The organism is Blautia wexlerae DSM 19850 (assembly GCF_025148125.1).
In the GTDB taxonomy this organism is placed as follows: Bacteria; Bacillota; Clostridia; order Lachnospirales; family Lachnospiraceae; genus Blautia_A; species Blautia_A wexlerae.
The window spans coordinates 1,261,692-1,284,657 of the sequence record NZ_CP102267.1 but is presented as its reverse complement, the minus strand read 5'-3'; the positions used below and the strand labels follow the sequence as shown (position 1 = coordinate 1,284,657).

18 protein-coding genes and 1 tRNA gene are annotated in these 22,966 nt (G+C 42.4%); 1 reads left to right on the top strand and 18 read right to left on the bottom strand.

All coding sequences use genetic code 11. From position 1 onward, the window contains the following. Window positions 1-157: 157 nt before the first annotated feature. The 6 genes from htpG to NQ550_RS05875 form a co-directional block, all read right to left on the bottom strand. Entirely contained in the window at window positions 158-2,230 is a 2,073-nt protein-coding gene (htpG, locus tag NQ550_RS05900; RefSeq protein WP_025579479.1) for a molecular chaperone HtpG, read from the bottom strand. A 268-nt stretch (window positions 2,231-2,498) separates the two neighbouring features. Then, window positions 2,499-5,156 (bottom strand): COG1470 family protein, encoded by a 2,658-nt coding sequence (locus NQ550_RS05895; protein ID WP_025579477.1) that lies wholly within the window; start codon window positions 5,154-5,156, stop codon window positions 2,499-2,501. 323 nt (window positions 5,157-5,479) lie between these two features. Continuing rightward, window positions 5,480-5,737, bottom strand: a complete 258-nt coding sequence (locus NQ550_RS05890; RefSeq protein ID WP_008705512.1) for a glyoxalase — start codon at window positions 5,735-5,737, stop codon at window positions 5,480-5,482. A gap of 1 nt (window position 5,738) precedes the next feature. After that, complete coding sequence (locus NQ550_RS05885; RefSeq protein WP_242832753.1) at window positions 5,739-6,548, bottom strand: HAD family hydrolase; 810 nt, start codon at window positions 6,546-6,548, stop codon at window positions 5,739-5,741. Then, window positions 6,535-7,200, bottom strand: a complete 666-nt coding sequence (locus NQ550_RS05880; RefSeq protein ID WP_008705515.1) for an HAD family hydrolase — start codon at window positions 7,198-7,200, stop codon at window positions 6,535-6,537. Before NQ550_RS05880 ends, NQ550_RS05885 begins: the two co-directional genes overlap by 14 nt. Window positions 7,201-7,206: 6 nt before the next feature. After that, window positions 7,207-7,800 (bottom strand): Maf family protein, encoded by a 594-nt coding sequence (locus tag NQ550_RS05875; RefSeq protein ID WP_025579474.1) that lies wholly within the window; start codon window positions 7,798-7,800, stop codon window positions 7,207-7,209. A gap of 220 nt (window positions 7,801-8,020) precedes the next feature. Here NQ550_RS05875 and NQ550_RS05870 point away from each other — a divergent pair, with 220 nt between their 5' ends. Beyond that, complete coding sequence (locus NQ550_RS05870) at window positions 8,021-8,425, top strand: hypothetical protein (RefSeq protein ID WP_044956000.1); 405 nt, start codon at window positions 8,021-8,023, stop codon at window positions 8,423-8,425. A gap of 109 nt (window positions 8,426-8,534) precedes the next feature. Here the strand turns inward: NQ550_RS05870 and NQ550_RS05865 are convergent, their stop codons facing one another. From NQ550_RS05865 to tsaA, 12 genes are all read right to left on the bottom strand, one after another. Continuing rightward, on the bottom strand, window positions 8,535-10,202 hold the full coding sequence (locus NQ550_RS05865; RefSeq protein WP_025579471.1) for a glutamine--tRNA ligase/YqeY domain fusion protein: 1,668 nt from the start codon (window positions 10,200-10,202) through the stop codon (window positions 8,535-8,537). A gap of 760 nt (window positions 10,203-10,962) precedes the next feature. After that, window positions 10,963-11,034 (bottom strand) — tRNA-Thr (locus NQ550_RS05860). Window positions 11,035-11,147: 113 nt separating this feature from the next. Further along, the gene (gene sigH / locus NQ550_RS05855) at window positions 11,148-11,747 is read right to left on the bottom strand and encodes an RNA polymerase sporulation sigma factor SigH (RefSeq protein ID WP_025581013.1); all 600 of its coding nucleotides are present in this window, start codon (window positions 11,745-11,747) and stop codon (window positions 11,148-11,150) included. A gap of 118 nt (window positions 11,748-11,865) precedes the next feature. Continuing rightward, on the bottom strand, window positions 11,866-12,603 hold the full coding sequence (gene rlmB, locus NQ550_RS05850) for a 23S rRNA (guanosine(2251)-2'-O)-methyltransferase RlmB (protein WP_019161073.1): 738 nt from the start codon (window positions 12,601-12,603) through the stop codon (window positions 11,866-11,868). After that, complete coding sequence (locus tag NQ550_RS05845; protein ID WP_044956001.1) at window positions 12,600-13,058, bottom strand: Mini-ribonuclease 3; 459 nt, start codon at window positions 13,056-13,058, stop codon at window positions 12,600-12,602. Before NQ550_RS05845 ends, rlmB begins: the two co-directional genes overlap by 4 nt. A 5-nt stretch (window positions 13,059-13,063) precedes the next feature. Next, window positions 13,064-14,473, bottom strand: coding sequence for a cysteine--tRNA ligase (gene cysS / locus NQ550_RS05840; RefSeq protein WP_025581016.1), 1,410 nt, complete (start codon window positions 14,471-14,473; stop codon window positions 13,064-13,066). A gap of 27 nt (window positions 14,474-14,500) precedes the next feature. Continuing rightward, window positions 14,501-14,983 carry a 2-C-methyl-D-erythritol 2,4-cyclodiphosphate synthase gene (gene ispF, locus NQ550_RS05835; protein WP_025581017.1) on the bottom strand — a complete coding sequence of 161 codons (483 nt, stop codon included), beginning with the start codon at window positions 14,981-14,983 and terminating at the stop codon, window positions 14,501-14,503. Between the two features lie 2 nt (window positions 14,984-14,985). Next, window positions 14,986-16,260: a sn-glycerol-1-phosphate dehydrogenase gene (locus NQ550_RS05830; RefSeq protein WP_025581019.1), complete on the bottom strand. Its 1,275-nt coding sequence runs from the start codon at window positions 16,258-16,260 to the stop codon at window positions 14,986-14,988. 181 nt (window positions 16,261-16,441) lie between these two features. After that, window positions 16,442-17,935, bottom strand: coding sequence for a serine hydrolase (locus tag NQ550_RS05825; protein ID WP_025581020.1), 1,494 nt, complete (start codon window positions 17,933-17,935; stop codon window positions 16,442-16,444). A 125-nt stretch (window positions 17,936-18,060) separates the two neighbouring features. Next, the gene (locus NQ550_RS05820; RefSeq protein WP_025581021.1) at window positions 18,061-20,418 is read right to left on the bottom strand and encodes an ATP-dependent DNA helicase; all 2,358 of its coding nucleotides are present in this window, start codon (window positions 20,416-20,418) and stop codon (window positions 18,061-18,063) included. A gap of 356 nt (window positions 20,419-20,774) precedes the next feature. Next, window positions 20,775-22,094, bottom strand: a complete 1,320-nt coding sequence (locus tag NQ550_RS05815) for an aspartate kinase (protein ID WP_025580286.1) — start codon at window positions 22,092-22,094, stop codon at window positions 20,775-20,777. A 145-nt stretch (window positions 22,095-22,239) separates the two neighbouring features. Continuing rightward, the gene (gene tsaA, locus NQ550_RS05810; protein ID WP_025580287.1) at window positions 22,240-22,950 is read right to left on the bottom strand and encodes a tRNA (N6-threonylcarbamoyladenosine(37)-N6)-methyltransferase TrmO; all 711 of its coding nucleotides are present in this window, start codon (window positions 22,948-22,950) and stop codon (window positions 22,240-22,242) included. Window positions 22,951-22,966: the final 16 nt, after the last annotated feature.

Genomic DNA, 22,966 nt, shown 5'->3' with positions numbered 1-22,966 from the left:
AATAGGAATTCATAAGACATTTGTCAATACCAATGTAATTGTTTTCCACAAAAATAAGGAGCAAAAGTTATTCTCCGCTCCTTATTTGATATTCTGCTATTCTGACAGGCGTATCTGTCCTCTCATTGATCTGCCGGCAAATTGCCTGCTTTCTATCTTATTTTGCAACCATCAGCAAAATTTCATTGCTTCTCTGAACAAATCTGGTCATTTCGTCCGGTGAAAGCTGTTTATGGCTCATCATCGCAAGGTCATACAACTGTTCACAGATAAGCGGAGCCTTGTCAGATTCCTGATTCTCTGCCAGATATTTAACCAATGGATGATTCGCATTCAGAACCAGTGTTTCCTGTCCGCCAAACATATTCGGATCCATTCCATACATATTATACATCTTCATCATATCCTGCATACGGCGGCTCTCTTCGGAAAGAGTCATCATTGCTGATACATTTTCATTTTTCAGATTCTCAACATGTACTTCCAGTTTATCTTTATTAAGGCTCTTGCGGAAAAGTTCTGTCAGTGCTTTGACAGTTGCTTCATCGGCAGTACCCTCACCCTTCATTTCTTCGGTCAGATCAGCATCAATACGCTTAAACTGTACTTCCTGATGTTTCTGCTCAAGACTGGAAATAAATGCACTGTCAATATTATGCTTCAGGATAACGGCATCTTTTCCTGCTTCCTTAAACATATTGATATACTGACTCTGCTGAACTTCATCAGTTACATAGAAAATTACTGTCTTCTCAGGTTCTTTCGCTTCCGCATTGTCTTTGTTTTCAGACTCTGCTGCATCTTCTTTCTTTTCTTCTGTCTGAGCCTCAGTTTCTTCTGTTTCTTTTTTATTCTCTTCAATGCAGTCCTTTAATGTGAGATATTTGCCATCAAGATTCTTAAAGAGTACATAATCTCCCATTTTCTCTGCAAACTTAGCATCTTTAATACAGCCATATTTAATAAACGGGCTGATATCATCCCAGTATTTCTCATAAGATTCTCTGTCAGTCTTGCACATTCCGGTAAGCTTATCTGCCACTTTTTTGGAAATGTATTCAGAAATCTTCTGTACAAATCCGTCATTCTGCAATGCGCTTCGTGACACGTTCAATGGAAGATCCGGACAATCAATCACACCTTTCAGAAGAAGCAGGAATTCAGGAATTACTTCCTTGATATTATCTGCGATAAATACCTGATTGTTATAAAGTTTGATTGTTCCTTCAATGGAATCATACTCTGTATTGATCTTCGGGAAGTACAGGATACCTTTTAAATTAAACGGATAATCCATATTCAGATGTATCCAGAATAACGGTTCCTTATAATCCATAAACACCTTGCGGTAGAATTCCTTGTATTCATCATCTGTACATTCATTTGGATGCTTCATCCAGAGCGGATTAATATCACTGATGGAAACCGGACGTTTATTGATCTTTACTTTATCCTTTGCAGGAGAAATTTCAACAACTTCCTTTTCACCTTTATCATTTTCTTTTTCTTCTGTCTTTGCTTCCTCATGAATATGTTCAACAACTACATCATCGTCTCTTAACTCAGATTCATCAATTGTCTCATATTCCTGAGGTGCATTTGCTTTGGAAAGGTAAATATGAACCGGCATGAAGGAACAGTATTTCTCAAGAATCTCACGCATACGGTACTCATTTGCAAATTCCAGGCAGTCTTCATTCAGGAACAGGGTGATTTCTGTACCAATCGTATTCTTGTTACCTTCCTGGATATCATATTCTGTTCCGCCATCGCAGGACCAGTGTACAGGCTGTGCACCTTCTGTATAGGAAAGTGTATCAATATGCACTTCATCCGCTACCATAAATGCAGAATAAAATCCAAGTCCAAAATGACCAATCATCTGATCATCTGTAGTTTTGTCTTTATATTTCTCAAGAAACTGAGTTGCACCTGAAAAAGCAATCTGGGTAATGTATTTCTCTACTTCATCAGCAGTCATGCCAATACCATTATCGATGAATTTCAGAGTTTTCTCATCAGGATTAACAATTACCTGAATCTCCGGTTTGTATCCTTCCGGAAAAGTATATTCTCCCATTACTTCCAGTTTTTTCAGTTTAGTGATCGCATCGCATCCGTTGGAGACCAGCTCTCTTACAAAAATATCATGATCGGAATATAACCATTTCTTGATGATTGGGAAAATATTTTCACTGTTAATTGATAAATTTCCATGTTTTACAGCCATGCTGTCCACACTCCTTTTTGTTTTTAATCATTTGCCGCAACTTTATCTGTCAATATACTGCATTCTTATCTGCTCTGCCTCCGGAGTCAAAACTATCCTCTCCTGTTTATCCTTTGAAATAGCTTTTGACTCCTGTAAGTTGCTTCTCTGAAAGATATAGTAATACCATTTATTCCAAAAGTCAAGAAAAAATTAGCACTCACTAAAAATGAGTGCTAATAATTTTATATTTTACATATTCCCCTGTATTTTTTTCTTCAGATAACTCTTATTTCTTTCGTCTTTTGTATACCACAACTCCCACAATACATCCTGCTGCAATCGCCAGAATAATCACAAACGGTGTGATATTAGTCGTATCTCCTGTCTTTACCGCTGTTTTCGCAGTTGCTCCATTCGGCTGTGGAGTCGGAGTTGCAGTTACAGTCTGCGCCTGCGTAATACTGAAATTCACCTGTTTAGTATCCTGCTCCCCTGTATTCTTCCATTCACTTCCATTATACTTCTGACGGTCAAATGTAACTGTCAATGTGTAGGTTCCGGCCTTCGTAATTCCAAATGCAGCAGTATAAGGTGCACTGCTCCAGCTATTTGTATTGATCACTTTCCAGTTATACGGTACATAGCGGACATCTCCCTTTCCCGGACTTTCATTGTCCATACCCGCTCCGACTGCTGTAAATGTAATCTTTGACTGTGTTGTGTATCCATCTGAACTGATTCCTGTAATCTTATTATCTGCCGGATCTGCAATTTTCGCCTTGCGGGCAGCTTTAACCGTAAACTGAACTTTTACTTCTGCACTGATCTGCTGTTCATTATCAATCACAACTGACTCTGTATAGGAGCCGGCCTTTAAACCCTCCTTCGGGCGGATTTTAAATGTACAGCTCTCCCCCGGTGCAAGCTCTGTGGCTGAAAGTTTCCCGATTTTAAAGTTTTTACCTGACGGTGCATTTAAAGTTACATTTGTATTCCCCTTATTCGTCACTGTAACTTTCTGCGCTTCCGGTGCCTCACTATATCCTTCTTTTGCTTTTCCAAAATTCAGTTCTTCCGGTGTTACGGATAATTTATAAATCTTTTTCACTTCCGAAACAGTCGCAGAAGCTTTGATCGTTGTTAATACATCTTCCTGTCCTTCCGAACTGGTCTGGGCTATCTGAATACTGTCCAGATAATTGCCGACTTTCAGACCGGTCACCGGTACTGCTGTAAATGCAGCAGAATCTCCCGGCTCCAGCACTGATGCCGAAAGTTCCCCAATATCAAAATACTCTGCATATGGCTGCATCAGCGAAACAGTTGTATTTCCTGTATTGGTAAGTGTAATGGTCGTCGCTTCAGGAGTATCATAACCTTCCTTCAGATCATCATAACTGAAAGATTCCGGATCTGCCTGAACTGCTGTGATCTGTTCCTGTTCTGCCTCTTTTACAGATACTTCCGCAGTTACCTGCACTGCTACTTCCGAATCCTCTTCACTTTCAAATATCAGGGTATCACTGTAATCACCCTTCGTCAGACCGGTTTTTGGCTGTACCATGAACATAAGAGAATCACCTTTTGCAATCTGTATTCCTGATACAGCTTCACTTCCATCTTCGTTCATCACCTCAAAATAATCTGATTTCGGTATCTTTAAAGTGACAGTTCCATCCCCTGTATTTGTTACGGTTACGGACAGTTTCTCATTGGCCTGTGTATAATTTTCTTCGATATCGCTGAAATTAAGACTTCCTGTATTTACCTCAAGAGACTGTGCCTCAAGAGATGCATCTGCATTGTCACCTGCCGATGGAGCCTCGCTGTCATCCGGCGTCTCTGTCGGTTCTGCAGAAGGCTCATCCGAAGGCTTCAGATCTTCGTCATCTGATGAATCATCCTCACCTTCAACTGCAATCTTCGCTTCAAAAGAAACCTCAATACCTTCTTCCGTCCGGTATGTGATCATATCATCATATTCACCCGGTTCCAGCCCTTCCCTCGGCTGTATCCATACGCTTACAGATTCACCTGCACTCAGCGGTTCTGTAATATCCTGAACCATAAAATGTTCCGGACTGATCTCCTGAAAATTCAAGCTCTCATTTCCGGTGTTCGTAATCTGCACATACTGTGCTTCCACATCCTCAAGATCACTCTTTACTGTTCCAAAATCACAAATCTGATCTTCGCTGTCCTCTACAGTGGCAGTCGCTTCGTAAGTCTTTTTATCTTTATCATCTTCACCTGCTGCCTGTCCATCTTTCTCTGATCCATCTGTCTGCACATTTCCGTTCTCATCCACCTGCAGCTGATCTTCTGTATAAATTTTCATCTGGGAATCATCAGTACCTTCTGTTGTTTCCTCCGGCTGACCTTCTGTGTTCTGAGATCCATCTTCCTGTTCATTTCCTGCATCCTGCTGTACATCTTCTGTTCTATCTGTGTCCTGATTTTCAGAATCCTGACTGCCTTCTGCATTATCTGCTGTTTCTTCCAACTGTGCATTCTCTGTTCCATCTGCCGTTTCTGCCTGCTGTGTATCCTCTGCTTTCGCCTCTTCTTCAGTTGCAGCTACCTCTAACGTCTTTGCAGTAAGAGTACCTGTCAGTCCGCTTCCATCTACAGGGGTCAGATCAAGCACCAGTCTGCATCCCAGATCATCCTGAGTAATCGTATAGGTCTTCTCAGTACCTACCTGTGTTAACTCCTTCTCCCCGGTCTGTCTTGACCAGGAAAAAGTGAAATCTTCATCCGTAACCTCTTCCGGTGTAACCTTTGCATAATCTGCACTCAACGCTACGCCTACAGCTGCAAGTCCCTTAATCTTAAGCTTACCGCCCAATTCTCCTGACGGAGCTGCCGCAAAAACCATGGATGGAATCATTGAAATAACCATCATCACAGTCATTACAACTGCAAGAAATCTCTTTCTCTCCATCTGTAGTCCTCCTTTTCATTTATAATAAAATTTGTAATTATTCAGCAGCCGCTCTGAAGGTACTGAATAATTACAGTTCTGTGATGCTTCTGTGTCTGTCTGCCCTTTTCATTCCCATCACAGACCACAACATCGTTTTTTCTCTGTATAAAAGCATTATAGCATCACATTTTCCGGAAATGTAATCTGTATTTTCTCCCTTAAAACAACTTCAGCCCCTGAGTATCAGAGTTCAATTTTCTCCAATATTCAGGGACCGAACTGTGTTTTACAGTTATTTCTCCGATATATCACGTGATATCCATAATTTGACCGAACAGTTTTTATCCTTCTACTATCAGATATTTTCCATCCGGCAGAGCAAATACTTCACTTGCATCTTCCAGTTCTTCATCTGACATTCCTTCCACATCAGCGCCTGACTCTTCCAGATATTCTCTCACTTCTTCAATAGAATCCACAACCTGCGCCATGCAATCCTCAAGGAATGCTTCCGCTGCTTCATATGATTCTGCTACCGCCTGTGGAAAAAGCTGCTCCTGATTTTCAAGAAACGTATTAATACATTCTTCTGTAAACAATTTAAATAACCTCCTCAATCTTTCCCTTTGCCCGGATCAGCTTCTCAAGGACCGGTTCAACCTGTTTTGTCATATAGGACGTAGCTGCCCGTACCCCCTCCTTGGAATGCTCCATGGCAAAGCCATATTTTACCGCTTTAAGCATCTCTATATCATTATATTCGTCTCCGAACGCAATACATTCTTCCGGCGAAATATGATATCTTTTCTGATATTCTCTGATTCCTTTTGCCTTGTTTGTTCCAAAAGGAATAAAATCAATCCACTCATTTCCCGAAGTGACAACAACACATTCTTTTCCAAATCTGTCCATCCAGTATTTCACAGATTCTTCTGTAAGGCCGGCCGGTTCAAACACAGCCAGCTTCATGATAGGAGCCGTCATCTCTTCCATGCTGTTTACAAATCTGCATTCATTTTTTACTTCATATAACATATGGTCATGAAATCTCTTTGTCTTCGGCATCAGATAGTGGTAATCCTTTGCAGAACAGGTAAACTCGGCATCCTTCTTTTCCAGGATTGCAGAAATAATCTCCCCTGCCAGCTTTCTGTCAAAAGAATCCTGATACAGTACCTCTCCATGATCCACTGCCAGTGCACCATTCTCCGAAATATAGGAAATCTCTGAAGCAACAGGCGCAAACAGCTTTGTCATATTCGGATATTGTCTTCCACTGGCTGCCACAAACATAATCCCCAGTTCCTCTAACTGCCTGATCAGCGAAAAAATTTCTTCAGGCAGAGACTGTGCCTTATGTAAAAGTAACGTCCCATCCAGATCACTTGCAACCAGCTTAATCATTTCCATGTTCCTCGCAAATCTTTACCAGATCTGTCGGTTTCTCAGCGACAAGATCTGCTCCATTCTCATTCAGTTCTTTTCGGTCACGAAAGCCCCATAGCGCACCTACTGTATACATTCCTGCTGCTTTACCGGTCTTCATATCTGTACTTGTATCTCCCACATACATACATTCTTCCGGTTTTACACCAAATTTCTCCGCAACCATAAGCGGACCATCAGGTGCCGGTTTCCTGCGGATTGCTTCACTCTGACCGACTACCATATCAAATTCCCCGTCAAAAAGCTGCGCAATTACTTTCACAGCTGCAGGATGAGGTTTATTTGAACAAACTGCCAGCTTCATTCCATGTTCCTTCAATTTCTTTAAGGTTTCCGGCATTCCCTTATAGGGAACTACTTTATACATCGGATCTGCTTCAAACATTTCCCGGTAAAGCTTCTGTCCCTCATCATAATGCGCAAGTTCCGGATCCCCCGCATCCTTAAGTGCGCGGCGGATCAGCATATTTGCCCCTTCTCCGCTGTAATATCTGAAATTATCCACCGGAAGTGTTTTCAACCCGAATTTTTCCATAATAATATTAGTCACATAAGCCATGGAATCCAGCGTATCAGCCAGTGTTCCATCCAAATCAAATATACATGCTTTAATCATCTTTTGTCATCCTCTTAAATCAATTCCTGATTTCTTCATTTCATAAAATAATCTGGCCACCGGGAGTCCTACCACATTATTGTAATCTCCGCAGATCCCCTTTACATAAATTCCGAAAAGTCCCTGGATGCCATAGCTTCCGGCCTTATCCATAGGCTCTCCTGTAGCAACATACTCTCTGATCTCCTCATCTGAAACCGGATAAAAAGTCACATCTGTACTTTCATAAAAAGTATGTTCTGTCCAGACTTTTTCTTTCTTTTCCCATACAGAAACGCCTGTATATACCTGATGAGTATCAGCCTGAAGTTTCTTTAATGTATTCACTGCATCCTCTGTATCATGAGGTTTGCCAAGGATCACATTCTCAAACACTACCACTGTGTCAGATCCGATCACAATTGTTCCGTCGGCACTATCTTTCATAGTGCGGATAACAGAAGCTGCTTTATCCGAAGCTAGCTGTTTTACTGCCTCTCCCGGATTGTCTGAGATACGGTTCTCATCGCCTGATGCAGGCAGTACTTCAAAATCCACGCCAGCCCGTTCCAACAGTTCTTTTCGTCTGGGTGAAGCAGACGCCAAAATAATTTTTCTCATAATAACCTCTTCTTTCCTGTCATAGTATACCTTGTATCTTTTGGGTATGCAACTGCTTTCATTAACTCTTTCCATAAAAATTTCGCTTTTCTTTTTATCTGAAAAGTATTAAAATAACAATAACCTATAGCTGAATAAAATAATGTCAGGAGTAAAAGATATTTTTATCCTGACTCGCTTTCAAAAATAGGAGAATATCAGAAAGGAGTTTATGATTATCATGGCTAAAATTAATAAATACTGGGGATATGTTGCAATAGGTGCCCTTACAGCAGCAGCTGCCGGTGCTGTAGCTGCCCTTATTGCCAAAAAAGGATCCTGTAAAGAGGATTTTGATTTTGAAGATGACTTTGATGATTTCGATCTGACTGATGAAAAGGAAACTGCTAAGGAAGATCAGGAACCTGCCGAAGATTTCCAGTCCTGGGAACATACAGGCGAGCAGTCTGCAACAGATGACACCGAAAGCGAAGAAGCTGAAGAAGCTGCTGATACAGACGATTCTGAGAAGTCTTCCGATAAAGCTGCTGAAGTTGAGATTAAAGATGCAGAAGAGGAAGAAGATGCCGATGAACCCGAGAATTTTGAAGAGACTATGGACGCTGCATCTGAATCTGAAGAATAAACGTTACCGTTCACAGTAACGTAACCAAAAAGGAATGTTACTTCACGATTATACAATCGTAAAAGCAACATTCCCTTTTTATTCTGATTATATTACTATTTCAGTCTCATTATGCTTTCGGAAGTTTAAATGAGCTCTTCAGAGACACGATACGGTTGAATACCGGTGCACCCTTTTTAGAATCATGGATATCTGCACAGAAAAATCCTGTTCTTACGAACTGGAAGCTGTCATAGCCTTTTGCTTCCATAAGTGCTGGTTCTACATATGCAGTAACTTTTGTCAGAGAGTTCGGATTTACATTCAGAGAACCATCTTCTTTGTTGTATACACCCTTCTCCTCGTCTACGATATTCTCATAGAGACGTATTTCTGCTTTTCCTGCCTGACTTGCTTCTACCCAGTGAATGGTTCCTTTTACTTTTCTGCCATCCGGCGCATTGCCACCCTTTGTTGCAGGATCATAAGTACAGTGTACAACACGTACAGTTCCATCTTCATCAGCTTCATATCCTGTACAGGTTACAAAATATGCGTTCATAAGACGAACCTCTGTACCCGGGAACATTCTCTTATATTTCTTAGGCGGATCTACCATGAAGTCTTCTCTCTCAATATAGATTTCTCTGCCAAACGGTATTTTACGGGTTCCCAGTTTTTCATTCTCCATATTATTCGGAGCTTCCAGATATTCTACTTCGCCTTCCGGATAATTATCGATCACAAGCTTGATCGGATCAAGAACAGCCATCAGACGTGGACGTTTCAGTTTCAGATCCTCACGGATGCAGTATTCAAGCATTGCATAGTCAACAGAGCTGTTTGCTTTGGATACACCGCAGAGTTCTACAAACATTTTGATAGATTCCGGTGTAAATCCACGGCGGCGCAGTGCTGCGATGGAAACCAGACGCGGATCATCCCATCCGTCTACGATGCCTTCCTCTACCAATTTCTTGATATAACGTTTACCTGTAACTACATTTGTCAGATACAGTTTTGCAAACTCAATCTGCTTCGGTGGCTGTGGGTATTCCAATTCTTTTACAACCCAGTCATACAGTGGTCTGTGATCCTCAAACTCCAGAGTACAGATGGAATGTGTGATTCCCTCAATCGCATCCTCGATGGGATGGGCGAAATCATACATTGGATAGATGCACCATGTATCACCTGTTCTGTGGTGAGTCATATGAGCAACACGATAGATAACCGGGTCGCGCATATTCATGTTCGGAGATGCCATATCGATCTTGGCACGAAGCACTTTCTCTCCGTCTGCATATTTGCCTTCTTTCATCTCTTCAAAAAGCTGCAGGTTCTCTTCTACGCTTCTGTTTCTGTATGGACTTTCTTTACCCGGCTCTGTAAGAGTTCCACGATATTCACGGATCTGATCTGCTGTCAGGTCACATACATAGGCTTTGCCTTTCTGGATCAGCTTTACAGCAGCTTCATACATCTGTCCGAAATAGTCAGATGCAAAAAACAGTCTGTCTTCCCAGTCTGCACCAAGCCATTTGATATCTGCCTTGATGGATTCTACAAACTCACTCTTTTCTTTGGTCGGGTTTGTATCATCAAAACGCATGTTGAACTTGCCGTTATATTCCTGTGCAAGACCATAGTTTAAAAGAATAGATTTCGCATGACCGATATGAAGATATCCATTCGGTTCCGGCGGGAAACGCGTATGCACGGTGTCATAAACACCCTCTGCTAAATCTTTATCAATGATATTCTCAATAAAATTTTTGGAAACTGTTTCGTTCTCCATCTTTTTCCCTCCTGTTGTCGTATTTTATACTGTTTTTTCACACATCTATATATAAAAAATACAACTGAATATTTTTTATGTCGAATGAATTTATATTATCATTGGAAATTCCATCTGTCAACCGTTTACACAACAGTGACAGGCCTTATATTTCTCAGACGTTACTGTTCACTCCGTTCACAGTAACGTAGCCAAAATTCATTCCAGATTGCCTGCGGCAATGGAATTTTGGCTTGTATGTCTCGGGATTTTGGCATATTCATGCCAAAACACCTCGCGGGACAGTGGTGTGTGAACAGTAACTTTTTATTTGTTTCAGAATGTTTCAGAATCACTTGCATATTGATTTCCTGATCTGCATATGCTATAATGCCAGTAGGCGAAAAGAAATAGCAAGTCCATGTAGACAAAAAGAATGAAGCCCTCAGTAGTGCGAATACTGGGGGCTTCTTCTTATTTTTTATGGTAGACAAGAAACTGCCAGGTTAGTGTTGCCCTACTTATCTCCGTCTAACCATTTGCAAACATAATAGGCGGCTATGCTTGCCATAAAGGAGACAAGAAAAGAAATAGCAAGATTCTCCATATAGACTTCACCTCCTCCCGTTGCCGGGTATCGGTTGGACAACACTGTAAGTATAACATATCTCTTGTCATTCTTGAAGTACAAACAGTTCTTAGAAGTATATCAAAACTTCTGTTCTGATTACTTTTGAGTTACTGAAGTTCAAGAAACCCTTTATTTTTAAGCAATAAAAAAAGCTGATGACGGGAATTGAACCCGTGACCCCTTCCTTACCAAGGAAGTGCTCTACCTCTGAGCCACATCAGCATTGTGTCGGATTTACCGCTCACATTTAAATATACTACCAGAACTTGTTTGTATTGTCAATCCCTATTTTTAACTTTTTGATTTTTATTTTTGGGTTTTATACAGATATCTTTCTATTTTTGATATTGCTCCAACTGCTCTCTGATCTTGATTCGGATACGCTGTAATGCATTATCTATGGACTTGGGTGTTTTTCCCATGATCCGGGCAATCTCTCCGTATCCGTTTCCTGCCAGATAATATTCAAGAACCTGGTTCTCCATTGGACTTAACGTTGCTGTTATCTCCTGCTCCAGATCCTGGACATTCTCCTGGTCAATAATGATAGACTCCGGGTTCTCTCCCCAGTTATCTCCAAGATGTTCTTCATTTTCCCCATCCTGTTCGCTGAGGGAAATATAGGAATTCAGTGGCTGGTGCTTCTGCCTGTTGGAACTCTGGATGGCGTTGTAGATCTGTCTGTCCACACATATACTGGCAAAGGTCTGGAATGCAGCATCCCTGTCCGGCTGGTAATCGCGGACTGCCTTAAACAGTCCGATCATGCCTTCCTGTATCAGGTCATCGTTCTCCCCGCCTATCAGGAACATGGTCCTTGCTTTCTTGCGGACCATGTTCTTGTATTTTTCCATCAGATAGTCGAGGATTTCTGATTCCCCGTTTTTGAAACGGGAAATTAATTCTTCATCTTTAATTCCGTCATACTGTTTCATCAATTTAACCCTTCCGTTTTTCTGAAAATCTCTATCATTCGCCCAGAGGGCTTCTTATAGCATAACAATATTGTGGAATAATTTTCTGCTGCAAAAATTCAAGCAGTCTGAGATAAACTTACTTCTTCTGCAGTCTCTGACGTACAATCTCATATCCAAGTACTCCGGCTGCCACAGATGCATTGAGGGAATCAATGTCACCCTTCATAGGAATAGATGCCACGAAATCACACTTCTCACGGATCAGTCTGCTTACACCTTCACCTTCATTGCCGATCACTACGCCGATCGGACCTGTCAGGTTAAGATTGTACATGGTTTCACCGCCCATATCTGCACATACAAACCACATGCCCTGTTCTTTCAGTTCATCGATGGTATGTCCCAGATTGGTAACCTTTGCAACAGGTGTATAGTTTAATGCACCTGCTGAAGTCTTGGCAACTGTGGAAGTCAGTCCAACTGCTCTTCTCTTGGGAATAATCACCCCATGTGCACCTGCAAGGTTTGCTGTACGGATGATCGCACCAAGATTATGAGGATCCTCAATATTATCCAGGATAAAGATAAAGGGATCTTCTCCTTTTTCCTTTGCCTTCGCAAGAATATCTTCTACACTTGCATATTCATAGGCTGCCACCTGAGCGATCACGCCCTGATGTGCGCCTGTCTCGCTTAACTGATCCAGACGTTCTTTTGCCACATAGTTAATAATCGTATCTTTTTTTCTTGCCTCTCTGGCAATAGTGCGGACCGGTCCGTCCTGGCATCCGTCCAGGATAAAAAGCTTATCTACACATTTGCCGGAACGAAAGGCTTCCAAAACCGCATTGCGTCCTTCTATCTGTTCACTCATATCTTATCCTCTCCGATCCCTGCACGGACCAGTTCTATGATCCTGCTGAAATCATCTTTTAAATATAAATAGCCCATCAGAGCTTCAAACCCTGTTGCCCTGCGGTAGTCTGCCATAGTTGCATGTTTGGCCATTGTAGGAGAATGAGCATTCCTTCCTCTTCTGTAAACGCTGTGTTCCTCCTCTGTAAGCATGGGCTCAATCACTTCCATCATGGAAGACTGAGTTCCTGCCTTAACCAGACTGCTGGCTTTTCTGTGAAGCTGGTTTACCGGACAGTTGCCTTTTTTTACAAGGATCGTGCGGATCACCAGTTCATAGACGCCATCTCCGATATACGCCAATGTCAGCGGAGAATAGGTTCGTAAGTCTTTATCCTCCAAATGAAATACCTGATTAAGCAAACCTTTCAAACTACTTAAACTCTCTTCATTAAGCCCGTTTGTCTCACTCATATTATTCAAGCTCGCTTCCATTTTACTCCCTCGCGGGTATCCTTAAGGATGATTCCCTTAGCCAGAAGCTCATCTCTGATCTCATCTGCTCTTGCGAAATTCTTTGCTTTTCTTGCTTCCTGACGCTCTGCGATCAGGTCTTCGATTTCTTTATCAAGGATTTCTTCTGTTTTCACAGCCTTCAGACCAAGTACATCGCATAATTTCACCATTGTGTCAAGAAGTGCTCCTGCAAATTCTGCGGAACTTGCCTCTGATACATTTGTATTTGCAAATTTAACCAGTTCAAAAATTGCTGCCAGTGCATCTGCTGTGTTGAAATCATCATCCATAGCTTCTTCAAATTTCTTTACGAATTCCTGTGCCTGTGCAAGCAGTTCTTTCTCTGCATCTGTTGCAGTTTCTGTCTGTGCTGCTGCTTTTCTGTCCTTTAAGTTTGCTGCTGCATCTGTGATACGCTCTAATGCATTCTTTGCAGCTTCCATCAGATCTGCGCTGAAATTCAGCGGACTTCTGTAATGTGCGTTCAGCATGAAGAAACGAAGCACCTGCAGGTCATACTGTTCACTGATTTCACGAACAGTACGGAAGTTTCCAAGAGACTTGGACATTTTTCTATTATCAATATTTAAGAATGCATTGTGCATCCAGTATTTTGCAAAGATTTTGTCGTTGCAGCATTCACTCTGTGCAATCTCGTTCTCATGGTGAGGAAAGATCAGGTCTTCTCCGCCTGCATGGATATCAATCTCATCACCAAGATATTTTTTCGCCATAACAGAACACTCAATATGCCATCCCGGACGTCCGTCACACCATGGTGAAGGCCAGGATGGTTCTCCCTCTTTCTTCGGTTTCCAGAGAACAAAATCCAGTGGATCTTCTTTCTGGTCTTCACCGGATACCTGCAGAGAACGGAAGCCGGACTGCAGATCATCCAGGTTCTTGTGCGAAAGTTTGCCATATTCTTTGAACTTCTTAACTCTGAAATAAACAGTACCGTCTGCTGCCGGATAAGCATATCCCTTATCAACCAGAGTCCGGATCATACTGATCATTCCGTCGATTTCCTGTGTTGCCTGTGGATTGGTTGTGGCAGGTTTTACATTCATGCCATCCATATCTTTCTTACACTCTGCAATATATCGCTCGGAAATTTCCTGTGCGCTTACGCCCTCTTCGATTGCTTTCTTGATGATCTTGTCATCTACGTCTGTAAAATTGGAAACATAGTTTACTTCATATCCTTTGTATTCCATATATCGGCGTACGGTATCGAAGATGATCATCGGACGTGCATTTCCGATATGAATCAGGTTGTATACAGTCGGACCGCAGACATACATACGAACTTTTCCCTCTTCAAGAGGTACGAATTCTTCTTTTCTACGTGTCAGTGTGTTAAAAAGTTTCATGTTTTATTCCTCCAGTTTTCTCTATCATTAACTCTCTTTTCTTTCATTAAGAAGACAGATCGCCTGAGATGCAATTCCTTCTTCTCTTCCCGTAAATCCCAGTTTTTCCTCTGTAGTAGCCTTAATGTTCAGCTGAGACTCATTGATTCCCATTGCTTTTGCCATATTGGCTCTCATCTGTGGAATATGAGGTGCCATCTTTGGTTTCTGTGCAATGATCGTTGCATCTATATTTCCGATCTCATAATGGTGCTCTCTCAAAAGCTTCGTCACATGTTCCAGCAGCAGAATACTGGAAATTCCTTTATATACAGGGTCTGTATCCGGAAAATGTTTTCCGATATCGCCCAGTGCAGCAGCTCCCAGAAGTGCATCCATAACTGCATGGATCAGTACATCTGCATCTGAATGTCCCAGGAGACCTTTTTCCCAGTCTATCTTCACACCACCCAGAATCAGATCTCTATCTTCGGTCAGTCTGTGTACATCATATCCCATTCCAACACGCATAATCATTCTCCTCTTATATCCAGCATCTTGCTGATTCTCAATAAGCTTAACCGTCTCCTTGTATAAGGAGCAAGTCTGAGGCTTGGCAAAACAGCCGATTCATCGAGTCCGATATCATAAACGGTTTTCGCGCATCCGGCTTTCTCCAGCAAATGGAACATAGTTTGTTCACTGGGAAGCTCATCAATAATCTCCTCTATCCCGTTCAGGCATTTTTCCAGGTGCTGGGGTGAAATAGTTTCTAACAATTCCGGCTCGTTTTCTTTTCTTATTTCTTCCAGAAGTCCTTTTTTTCCAAAAGTTTCTTTCAGAAGCTCATCGTCCTCATTCTCATAGGGTTTTGCGTGACATCTTCCCTGTGTGATGGCTGCAGCGATACGCTTGTATTCTTCCAGTACAAGAAGTGCTGCTACAGAAACCTTCTCTCCGTGGAGTGCATCCAGCGGACCATTGATCACTTCCATATCCCACAGATGTGTGACCTGGTGCTCTGCACAGGACGCAGGCCTTGAATTACCAATCATCTGCATTGCAAGTCCGGAAAGAATCAATGCATACATAAGCTGTTCGCATTCATCTTCCTCTCCCTCTGTAATATCCTGAATCGAAGATTTCACAGTTTTTAACGCTTTCTCTTCCAGCTTTACAGTTTCGCGGCAAAAATACTCTCCGGTGACCAGGTTCGCGATCTTCCAGTCTGCAAGACAGATGTATTTCGCCATCAGGTCTGAAATCCCGGCTGCAGTCAGGCGCTGTGGTGCTTTTGAAAAAATATCTGTATCTGCATATACACAGATCGGAGCTACTGAAGGCACAGTCTTCTTTACTCCATCCAGGGTCATTGCTGCTACTGTTGTTACAAATCCATCTCCACTTGCTGCGGTAGGCACTGAAATGAAAGGTACTTTGTAATTATGTGCAATATAACGGCTGATATCATGGATCGTGCCTGCTCCTACTGCAAGGATCAGGTCAATGTCCTCTTCCATGTTGTTCTCCACAATTTTTATTGCATGCCGGTCTGCCTGAAGTCCCTCTGCATCCAGAACAAGTACCTGACACCTGTCATAGATATCCTCCATAAGTTCTTCTGTTGCTGCATAGGTATTGGTATCGCAGATGACCAGCGGGGATATGTACTCTCTGAGCATTCCCTCTGACATCTCTTCTTCAAGCTTCTCTACAGCTCCGGCTTCTATCAAAATCTCTTTCACTGCAATCTGGTGTTCCCTGCCGCAGCTGCAAGGTCGGGCAAAATCGTCCGCATCAACTCGCATTTAAATTCTTCCTCCTGACTTTCCTGAATCAAGCGGATAAAATCATCCGTTTGAATATCTGCTCATAATTGAATAGTTGTTTCACAGCCTGATTCGGTTAAACTTTTTTCTATAGGCATAGTTCGTTGGTATTATACATGATTTTCCTGTAAAAATCAATCATTCCGCGCAGGTCTGGCGGCTACAGGTTCAAATAATTATATACAATCTTTGAAATATTCTGTATGTTCGTCACCGCCGTACTCTCCGGGCAGTTTTCAGACATCACACATAGGATATAAGTTGTCTTTTCGCCATAGACAATTGCGATATCGTGCTGATCCTGGTCTGTCTCGCCGGTCTTGTTGGCAGATTTTATTCCATCCGGAAGTCCCTGGGGGATTTTCCAAGTGTTTTCCTGATTTGACAGAAGATTTAACATTTCTTCTGATGCATCTTTGCTGACACATTCCCCCTTGTAGATTTTTTCAAGCAGAGTGCCGCAATCTTTTACAGAAGTCATGTTTCTGCCACCCAGACTCTCCTGTGCGGATGCCGCAGGATGGAGGGTGTGCTGCACACTTGTCTCTGTATAGCCCTCTTTTTCCAGATATTTGTTAATATCCTCCGCACCTTTTTTGAAATCAAGGGAATCTGTCTGAAGCTTCACCAGTTCATTGCAGGATTCATTGTCACTGACTGTGATCATATTCCACAGCAGGTCATTTAATTTTACATCTACAGTTTTTGTATCTGCAGTATTTAATTTCTTTGCCTCATCTGCCTTTACCTGCTCCATGTCCTCATATGTCTTTGCCATTACAAAGGCTTTGATCAGACTTGCAGAATAAAGGGAAGTATCATTGATCAGGATTTCCTTTTCTTCATTAAGGTCTTTCACATAAACACTCCAGGTTCCCTGATATCCGGACAGCATCTTCTCAAGCTGAGGCTTCAGATTATCCATCCCAAGATCATCCATATTCACGATCTTTCCCGTATCATCCACAATAAAACCATCATCCGTCACTGTGCTTTCCTGAAGCAGGGCGCCATTTGTACCGCCAAAATAATAGCTTCCGTCAAAATTCATCTCATAACAGTCCATCTCAAGTGAATGGATACCTGGCTCGGTTACCAGTCTGCCATTTTCATCAAAATAATAATATCCATTCAGAGTAATCCCGTCTATTGCCAGATTGTCAATATACCTTACCTGCGGTGCTGCTGACAGACGCCCCAGATTGTTCACAAAGTAATATCCGTCAAATTTCTCTGCCTCCTGGGCATTCTGTGTATCAGCTTCCTCATCTGTCTTATCCCCAAACACTGCAACACCTTTCAGATGCTCCATATGAGGACTGCAGGCTTTGAATTTCCCATCTGCATCATGGTAATAATATCCGTCAAATACAGTTCCGTCTATCTCATAATCCTGAAAATAATGGATCTCCGCCTGGGTACTTCCGGCGCCATTCACATCCAGACAGTAAAATCCGTCACTCTTCATCATATATTTGCCACTTCCGTCTCCCATGGGCTGAATCTGTGCCTGCCCGGTGACAGATGCAAGGCTCTGCTGTGCAGCCATAACAGGAACCGGCAAAGCCAGTGCCATGGAAATGGCTCCGGCCAGACTTCCGGCTATGATATAACTTTTAATATGATATTTCGCTGTTTGTCTATTTTTTCTCATGCAAAACTCCTTTTACGGTTTCTTTTCACATCCCATTCACAGTAAGCAAAGTATATATTGTTTTATTCAGGATAGCAAGATTTTTATCTTTTTTCCAGCAAAGACCAGAATCTCAGTATCAGTGTTCAGTTCTTTTCTCTGATCCTGTTCCAGAAGCTTCCCAGCTGTTCTTCCACAGTATTTAAAGTACAGTTTCCCCTGTCAGACCACTCAGCAGGAAACAGATTCCTGTAATCTTTTCCTGCAAATCTCTCGTCCAGCAGAAGTATGATCCCTGTGTCCTCCTGGGTTCTGATCACACGCCCGGCTGACTGCAGCACCTTATTCATCCCCGGATATCTGTATGCATAATCAAATCCATTCACACCCTTTTTATCATAATACTGCCTGAGGATCTCCCTTTCTGTTCCAATCTGAGGAAGACCAGTCCCTATGATGATTGCTCCGATCAGCTTCTCTCCCATCAGATCAATCCCCTCTGAAAAAATCCCGCCCATCACGCAAAATCCTACTAGCGTTCCCTCTGATGCAGAAAATTCCTCCAGAAATTCCTCTTTCTCCCTTTCATTCATTCCCGATGTCTGCGAAATACAACGAACCCATTCCGCTGAAAACTCATTCTCATACACCTCCAGAACATCTTCCATAAATTTATAAGAAGGAAAGAATACCATATAATTTCCTTTTCTTGTCCATACAGTTCTGGCAATGTAAGATGCGATCCTGTGATATTCCTCATATCCTCTTCTGGTATACCTGCTGCTCACATCCCGTCCTGTGAGAATGCACCTGTTCTCCTGCCTGAAAGGAGAGGTCACATAAATCCCATAGTCATCCTTTCTGGTGCTTAAAAGTGCACGGTAATAATCCATGGGAAGCAGAGTCGCAGAAAAGAACACCGCACTTTTTCCCTTTTCCAGACATCTATGAATATTTGCTGCAGGATTTACACAGAAAAGCCGCAAAATCACCTTTCCCCCTTCTCCCATTTCTGTATAAACCACATAATTTTCATCCAGAAGTTCATCAATGTTCAGGAAATCTCTCACACAGAAGTAAAATTCCAGCAGCTGCTCCGGAAGTTCCTTTCCATGAAGTTCCTCCAGGAGCTTATCCATCTCCCCCATCACCTGAAGCATTCCCAGAGAAACTGCTCCGGGATTTGGAAGGATTTTGTATTCTGTACACTCCTTTTCCAGAGTTCGAAGCTGTCGATTCACTTTTTCCAGTGCTCGTACCAGACCTTTGCTGTAATCAGCAGCCAGCTTCTTCGCCTCCAGTACGTCCGCTCTGTCCACATGAGCACTGTACATTTCCCTTCCTCTGTCCACCAGATTGTGAGCTTCATCGATCAGAAAAATGTATTCTCCGGAAGTACCCTCCCCGAAAAATCTTTTCAGATAAACATTGGGATCAAATACATAATTATAATCACAGATCACAGCGTCCACCCAGACTGCCAGATCCAGGCACATTTCAAAGGGACACACCTGCCATTTCTTCGCATGTTCCAGCAAAATATCCCTGTCATAGCTGTCCTGCGTAGTCCACAGTTCAAAAACAGCATCATTCACTCTGTCCAGATGTCCTCTCGCCCACAGACAGTTCTCAGGATTGCATTCTGTTTTATCACAGAAGCACAGCTTTTCCTTCGCGGTAATGGTAATCACTTTAAATTTCAGTCCATGCTCCTTTAATATGGAGAAAGCTTCTTCAGCCACAGTCCTGGTAATGGTCTTTGCTGTAAGATAGAAAATATTTTCCCCCAGCCCTGCACCAACTGCTCTCACTGCAGGAAAGATCGTGGACATGGTCTTTCCTACTCCTGTAGGTGCCTGGACAAAAATCTGTCTTTCTGTGGATATAGTGTGATATACACCGGATACGATTTTTCGCTGTCCCTCACGATATTCAAAAGGGAACTCCAGATCACTCATGGACGCATTCCGTTCTTTTTTCCATGCAAGCTGGTATGCGATCCATTTATGATACCTGTCCAAAAAATTCTGGTACCACAGTCTGAGTTCTTCCAGCGTATATTCTTCTCTGAAAAACTTAAGCTCCTCTGTGTCCAGATTCCCATATGTCATCTGCACTCCGATCTTCTCCGTTTTTTGCTCCTGTGCGTAGATCCAGGCATAACACATTGCCTGTGCACGGTGAACCTCCACAGGCTTTTCCAACTGACTGACATCTGCATAAACACCCTTAATTTCATCGATCCAGCACTGTCCATCCTCTGTGAAGATTCCGTCAGCTCTGCCCTCTACCTGGATACTTACATCTTCATATTCTGTTTTATATTTAAGAGAAACCTCCGCTCTGTAATGGCTTCCCATCCTGCCCTGTATTTTTCTGTGCAGTCTGCTGCCCTTCTGCATTGCTTCTCTGTCAGAAGATCCTCCCCGGTTGTCAAGATCCCCGCTTCTTAATATAAACTCCACCAGATTTCTGACGGAAATACGAACCACCGGCTTATCCATATCAAAACACCTCACGCAACAATAGCTGTCAAATAATTATCCACATCGTCCGTTCATTATAACACAGAATTCATCATCATGTAAAAACTCCTGAATTTAAGAAAGAATCCTGCTTGCAGAATTCTCCGCCTGCAACGGGTCGCTTCAGCGACATAATTCCTCTCCGTCGCAGTGCGATCCTGCCCGGAGGGCTTTTTTATGTTATAGGAACATTACGGAGTAATTTCCTATAATATAAAAAGCCGCCAGAAATCTCTATGCTGATTTCTGACGGTCCATTATTTTGTTTATCCTATAATTGGTAAACATCATATCCACAAATTGCTCCGCTGTGAAGGAGCTCCTGCAATTCTCAATTAGATCTGAGTAATTACAAAGATATCATAAATAGCCTTTACTGCAGTCTCAAAATCTCTGTTCTCCACACCGATAATGATATTCAGCTCACTGGAACCCTGGTCAATCATCTTCACATTTACATTTGCATGGGCAAGTGCTGAGAAGATTCTTCCTGCTGTACCTCTGGTGGATTTCATACCACGTCCTACAACAGCGATCAGTGCAAGGTCAGATTCCATTTCTACGAAATCCGGCTGTACTGCGCGATGGATTCCTGCGATTACCTGCTGCTCTTTCTCTTCGAATTCATCCTGATGTACATATACAGTCATTGTATCGATTCCTGATGGAACATGCTCAAAGCTGATTCCCTGATCTTCGAATACCTGAAGTACCTTACGTCCGAAACCAACCTCACTGTTCATCATGGATTTCTCAATATTGATAGAACAGAATCCCTTCTTACCTGCAATACCTGTGATTGTAAATTTCGGTTTCTTGCATGTGCTCTCAACAATAAAAGTACCCTTGTCTTCCGGTCTGTTTGTGTTTTTGATATTGATCGGAATTCCCTCTTTACGAACCGGGAAGATCGCATCTTCATGAAGAACAGTTGCACCCATATAAGAAAGCTCTCTGAGTTCTCTGTAGGTAATGCTCTCGATTACTTCCGGATTTTTAACAATACGTGGGTCTGTTACCAGGAAACCGGAAACATCTGTCCAGTTTTCATAGAGGTCTGCCTTAATAGCCTTTGCCACAAGAGAACCGGTTACATCAGAACCTCCTCTGGAGAAAGTTTTAACTTTTCCATCTTCACCAGCGCCATAAAATCCAGGGATAACGGCATGTTCACATTTTGCCAGCTTTTTGGACAGAAGTCTGTCTGTCTTCTCGGCATCCAGATTTCCGTTCTTATCAAAACGGATCACATCTGCTGCATCAACAAATTCATAACCCAGATATGCTGCCATCACCTTACCATTGAGAAATTCTCCTCTGGATGCTGCATAGTCTGTGCCTGCCTGTGCCTTGAAATCAGCTTCGATCTGAACAAATTCGTCTTCCAGAGAAAGATCAAGGTTCAGTCCGCGGATAATCTCATAATATCTTCCCTTGATTTCCTGCAGGATCGGTATGAAATCCTCCCCCTCAACTGCAGTATTATAACATTTATAAAGTAAATCTGTAACCTTTGTATCTCCGTCAAATCTCTTTCCGGGAGCGGACGGAACCACATAACGTCTACTCTCATCACTTCTGATGATCTCCCCTACTTTCTGAAACTGTTCTGCATTTGCCAGAGAACTTCCTCCGAATTTAACAATTTTCTTCATTTTTCCTGCTCCTCATATGTCACTAAATATTTTCAGACCGATCTCCTATCAGTCTTTGTCACTCTACCAACATAAAGTCTGTTTAATATTGTATTGAATAAACGCCAATTTTGCAAGCCTTTCTTACAGAAATATCCGAAAATGGTTATTTTCCACAATCTGCCGAAGATTCCTGCTGTTTTTTTACAAATTCTGTCACATTATAAACACGAAGGATATCTCCATCCACCCGAAAATGAATATCCTTCTCTCCAAAAGGCATTCCGTAAGACCGTTCCGGATCATTCTGATAAGCAGGACGGGGATCATCTGCAAGCACTGCGATCAGAGCCTCTCTGCTTTCCTCGGGTATTCTTTCCAGAAGCTCCTGGGGAAATTCTACATTCAGATGATGATCTTTGGAATATTCGGTAAAACTTCCTGTTGCTTCCGGATGGCAATCCGCATAAGGAATATATGGTTTAATATCGAAAATCGGTGTTCCATTCATCAGATCTGCACCTTCTACATAAAGTACAGGGCTGTCCGGCTCATCCAGAGCTACTTTCTCAAGCTTCACACAGGATAATCCTATGGAATTGGGACGGAAGGGAGATCTTGTGGCAAAAACTCCTTTTCTCACATTTCCCCCAAGTCTGGGCGGGCGGACAGTCGGTGACCACTTTGTCCTCTTTGCCTCCGAAAACTCCCAGATCAGCCAGATATGACTAAACTCCTCCAGACCACGGCAGGCATCCACATTGCGATATTCCGGTTCGAATACGATTCTCGCTTTAAGCGCCCCTACACGGCCACTCTGCCTGGGAATACCGAATTTAGTTGGAAAATCATTTTCTATATGTGCGATTGGAACCATTGTATTATTCTCCTTT

Bases quoted from the DNA above. Each gene is read 5' to 3' on its own strand.
- htpG (WP_025579479.1), bottom strand. From the start codon at position 2,230: ATGGCTGTAAAACATGGAAATTTATCAATTAACAGTGAAAATATTTTC.
- NQ550_RS05895 (WP_025579477.1), bottom strand. From the start codon at position 5,156: ATGGAGAGAAAGAGATTTCTTGCAGTTGTAATGACTGTGATGATGGTT.
- NQ550_RS05885 (WP_242832753.1), bottom strand. From the start codon at position 6,548: ATGGAAATGATTAAGCTGGTTGCAAGTGATCTGGATGGGACGTTACTT.
- NQ550_RS05880 (WP_008705515.1), bottom strand. From the start codon at position 7,200: ATGATTAAAGCATGTATATTTGATTTGGATGGAACACTGGCTGATACG.
- NQ550_RS05875 (WP_025579474.1), bottom strand. From the start codon at position 7,800: ATGAGAAAAATTATTTTGGCGTCTGCTTCACCCAGACGAAAAGAACTG.
- NQ550_RS05870 (WP_044956000.1), top strand. From the start codon at position 8,021: ATGGCTAAAATTAATAAATACTGGGGATATGTTGCAATAGGTGCCCTT.
- NQ550_RS05865 (WP_025579471.1), bottom strand. From the start codon at position 10,202: ATGGAGAACGAAACAGTTTCCAAAAATTTTATTGAGAATATCATTGAT.
- sigH (WP_025581013.1), bottom strand. From the start codon at position 11,747: ATGAAACAGTATGACGGAATTAAAGATGAAGAATTAATTTCCCGTTTC.
- rlmB (WP_019161073.1), bottom strand. From the start codon at position 12,603: ATGAGTGAACAGATAGAAGGACGCAATGCGGTTTTGGAAGCCTTTCGT.
- NQ550_RS05845 (WP_044956001.1), bottom strand. From the start codon at position 13,058: ATGAGTGAGACAAACGGGCTTAATGAAGAGAGTTTAAGTAGTTTGAAA.
- cysS (WP_025581016.1), bottom strand. From the start codon at position 14,473: ATGAAACTTTTTAACACACTGACACGTAGAAAAGAAGAATTCGTACCT.
- ispF (WP_025581017.1), bottom strand. From the start codon at position 14,983: ATGCGTGTTGGAATGGGATATGATGTACACAGACTGACCGAAGATAGA.
- NQ550_RS05830 (WP_025581019.1), bottom strand. From the start codon at position 16,260: ATGCGAGTTGATGCGGACGATTTTGCCCGACCTTGCAGCTGCGGCAGG.
- NQ550_RS05825 (WP_025581020.1), bottom strand. From the start codon at position 17,935: ATGAGAAAAAATAGACAAACAGCGAAATATCATATTAAAAGTTATATC.
- NQ550_RS05820 (WP_025581021.1), bottom strand. From the start codon at position 20,418: ATGGATAAGCCGGTGGTTCGTATTTCCGTCAGAAATCTGGTGGAGTTT.
- NQ550_RS05815 (WP_025580286.1), bottom strand. From the start codon at position 22,094: ATGAAGAAAATTGTTAAATTCGGAGGAAGTTCTCTGGCAAATGCAGAA.
- tsaA (WP_025580287.1), bottom strand. From the start codon at position 22,950: ATGGTTCCAATCGCACATATAGAAAATGATTTTCCAACTAAATTCGGT.